Origin of the sequence: Lapillicoccus sp. (assembly GCF_046595215.1) — a bacterium.
Classification (GTDB): domain Bacteria; phylum Actinomycetota; class Actinomycetes; order Actinomycetales; family Dermatophilaceae; genus Lapillicoccus.
Genome location: NZ_JBKJPP010000062.1, coordinates 1 through 3,600, shown reverse-complemented (window position 1 = coordinate 3,600; position 3,600 = coordinate 1). Strand labels below are relative to the sequence as shown.

Here is a 3,600-nt window from a genome sequence, read left to right as displayed (position 1 = left end):
GTCGGTCTCCGCCTCGGTTGAGGCGGTAGCGGACGGTGTTGCCCGAGGAGGCCGGGATGGGGCACGTCCCGGCGAGGGAGGCCATGGCGGCTTCGGAACGCAGGCGTCCAGGGTGGGACCAGGCGACCAGGACGGCGGCCGCGACGACGGCGCCGACTCCGGGCAGGGCCAGCAGTTCGGGTGCGGCGTCGGCGACGAGGGCGGTGATCCCGAACCGGTTGGTGGTCAGGTCAACGCTGAGGGTCTTGACCCGGCGGGCGAGGCGCACGGCCTCGGCCCGGCAGGTCCGGCGGGCAAGGTTCTCCTCGCGCTCTCGCCAGCCGGCGATGGTGGACAGCTGGGCGGCGGTCAGGGACGTACGGGCGTCGATGCCGAGGTCGACGGTGCGTAGCAGCGCGGTCAGGACGTTGATGGCGCGGGTGCGTTCTCCGGTCATCTGGTCGCGGGCCACGACGAGCACCCGGAGTGCGACCCGTGAGCCGCTGGCGCGGTCGTCTCCGGCGGAGAGCGTGCGGGGAGTGCGAAGTTCGTCGTCGTGCAGTCCGAGGACCGCCCGGGCAATCCGCGCCGCGTCGAGGACGTCGTTCTTGCCGATGCCGCGTCGATCCCCCGCTGACATGAACGCCGCTTCAACCACCCGGTAGCCGGCGAACTCGAGCCGCTCGGTCAAGATCGCGCCGTAGGAGCCGGTGCCCTCGACCACGATCAGGGCGCGGGCCTCGCCGATGCGGCGAGCGACCCAGCCGAGGGCTCGACCCAGTCCGGGGCTCGAGGTCGGGAAGGTCTCCTTGTGCAGGACCGCACCGGTCGCGGCGCAGAGCACGGCGAGAGTGTGGGTGGCGGCGTGGGTGTCCACGCCGATGACGAACTGGTACTGCTCTGAGACGATGGGACTCATCGCGGCAACTTCCTGTAGTTGGGGACGTCGTGATCGGCGTCGGCCCGGGAAAGTCACCGCGAGGCAGGCCTGTAAAGGGCCACGACTCCTGGCAGCCATCGCAAAGCGTGAGGGGTCGGGCAGGCTTCTAATCAAGCCATCAAGGTGAAGGACCGGGTCGACGTCGCCCACCTCGTCCCCCGCGGACAGATCCCGGGAAGAGCACCTCGCGAGAGGGCCAGGCGATTCACGAGTCACACGGCCACGAAGCAGACGACGTCCACCCTGCCCGACCAGCCCCAGGCCGGCCACCCCCACACTTACAGGCGCTTCAGCCTGTCGACGGTGCCGATGGCACGGCTGGTCTTTCCGCGAAGAACGAGGAGTGAGAGTCTTTCCTTGATTGAAGGAGGTGAACTACGCATGGGTCTCGTCCAGACTGCGTGTGGCATCGTCGGCCACAACTGGCAGAAGTACAGCGAACCAGAGAACCCCAAGCTGGCGAAGTGCAAGCGCTGCGGTGAGGTGACGAGCCTCGAGGAGGCGCAGAGGCTAACGAAGGCACGCAAGAACACCGGTCAGCAAGGTGGTGGGAGCGGGGGCTGGTAGTAACCCCGGTAGCGGTCGTGGGCCGTCCTTGCGCCCCACGTCAGGCCGATGACCGACGTCCGGCGTCTGTTCCTACCGGCCCACCACCCGGCTCGCCCTGCGACGACCCCAGGGCGAGAGCCTGGCCGTGCTTTCGCAAAGGGCTGCCCGCCGTCCTGCTCAGACCCTGAGAGATCCGCAGGCTCAGCTCGACGTCCTGGCGCCCGTCATCGAGGCTTGCGGAGACTCGACACGTCACGCCGGGGATCGCTCGTGCCGCGCCGGATGGGTGCGCCTGGTAGCCGCGAGAGGGTGAAGGCATCCGGGCCACGAGCTGTTGCGGCTCGTGAGGTTGGTGACGCCGGGGTGAGTTGAAGAGGCAGGTCCCTGGCGGAGAATGAGAAGTGCGACCAACCCGTCCTCGCTAGGAGACCTGCCTCATGTCCCACCGTAGTGCGCCGTTGACCCCTGCCGGCCGGCTGCGGCTGGTCCGACGCTGCCAGCGCCGTCCGATCGAGCACGGTGCCGCCGAGGCCGGGGTGTCGAGGCAGTGCTTGTCGAGGTGGGTGTGGCTGGTCCGGCTCGGGTTGAACCGACGCCGCTGGCTCGACGTGGACGGCGAACCCCTACGCACCCCGGGGAAGATCACCGCCCGCTACCGCGGTCACCTGGTCCACGCTAACGTCAAGAAGGTCGGCCGGATCCCCGACGGCGGCGGCTGGCGGGTCCACGGCCGGGCCAGCCTGCAGCACCGCGCCGCCGGCCGGGCCGAGACCGCCGGCGCCCGCGCCGGGTACGTGTGCCCGCACTCCGCTGTCGACGGATACTCTTCGGCTGCCCTACGCCGAGCACCTGCCCGACGAGACCGCCGCCACCGCTGTCGGGTTCGGGGCCCGCGCGGGCCTGGTTCACCGCCCACGGCATCACCACCATCACCCGGGTCGTCATCGACAACGGTTCCGCCTACCGGTCCACCGCGTTCGCCCGCGCCGTCTCCCACACCAGCCGCCACCAGCGGACCCGGCCGTTCACCCTAAGCACAACGGGAAAGTCGAGCGCTATCAGCGGATGCTCGCCGAGGAGCACTCGACCACATTGAGAGCCCTACCTGCTCGGCTCGTCAAAGGGTAGGCGCCCCGGATCGTGACAATAGCGAGGGCCGCTCTAGACCCAATGGTTACCTTTTGTCCGGTAATTTGGGAAGAGCGAGGAGTGCGGGCTACCTCAACACACGGGGGATGCCCGACGTGGCAGCGCCGATCCGGGACGGGTCGGGGTAAAGAATCCGGCCATCGGTCGGCAACTGACGAAACGACGAGTGATGAACAGCCAAGAGAGCACCCCGTCGACCGGGCAGCTAGTGCTGGCTGCCGAGTTGTCGCACCGCAACGCGGCACACGCCGCGTTGAAGATCGAGACCGCCGCGGACCACGAACTAGGCGAGCACCTGCAGTCGGCTCTGCGCGTCAACCGCAGGATCGGCGTCGCCATCGGACTCGTGATGGCCCAACTCGGCTTCACTGACGAAGAGGCCATCCAGGCACTGCGCCACAGCAGCATGGACGCCAACCGCAAACTCGTCGACGTTGCCGAGGACATCATCTCCGCTAGTCAAGCCCCCAGGAACGTCAGCCACGGGTGGCGTTTGTCGGCGGCAAGGTGAACCAAAGGACCTGACCTCCGCGAGTGGCTCGCCGCATCTCACATGCCTAAAAGCCGCCACGGCTGCCGGCCACGGACGCCGCCCGCCGTGCCGGTGCAGGGTCGCCCGTCGACTCCGGCATGGGAAAGCTGATGCCGTGACGCCCACGGCTCTGCTCTGCGTCATTCCGCCGCGTGCGGACGCGGCTGCGACGAGCGCGTCGGGTTTAGCGTCGATGCGGTCCGGGCGCCTTGGGTACCGCGGCCGCGGGCACGGTCTGGGCCGTTTGCAACGTCGCCGCGTGAGGTGACTCCGTGTCTGGTTCGACGACCTCTCGGGAGCTCTTCCATCCCGCGGGCCCATGAGCGTGGTCGGCTGACGCATGGGCCGGCAGACTCGAGACGAATCCGCGGGGACGCGACGGCTCGGCCGGGCTGCTACCTCGAGGCGAGTTCGGAGTCCTGGGCGACGTCTTGGACGACTTCGTTGCGGC

Annotated in this window: 2 protein-coding genes and 1 pseudogene; 2 read left to right on the top strand and 1 reads right to left on the bottom strand. The window is 68.8% G+C overall.

The features are described from left to right. The coding region (locus tag ACLL9L_RS05260) for an IS110 family transposase (RefSeq protein WP_411283592.1) at positions 1 to 898 on the bottom strand (898 nt) is incomplete at its 3' end. A gap of 1,007 nt (positions 899 to 1,905) precedes the next feature. Here ACLL9L_RS05260 and ACLL9L_RS05255 point away from each other — a divergent pair. Then, positions 1,906 to 2,548, top strand: a pseudogene (locus tag ACLL9L_RS05255) (IS481 family transposase); the annotation flags it as partial. Between the two features lie 238 nt (positions 2,549 to 2,786). Continuing rightward, positions 2,787 to 3,128: an ANTAR domain-containing protein gene (locus tag ACLL9L_RS05250; protein ID WP_411283591.1), complete on the top strand. Its 342-nt coding sequence runs from the start codon at positions 2,787 to 2,789 to the stop codon at positions 3,126 to 3,128. Positions 3,129 to 3,600: the final 472 nt, after the last annotated feature.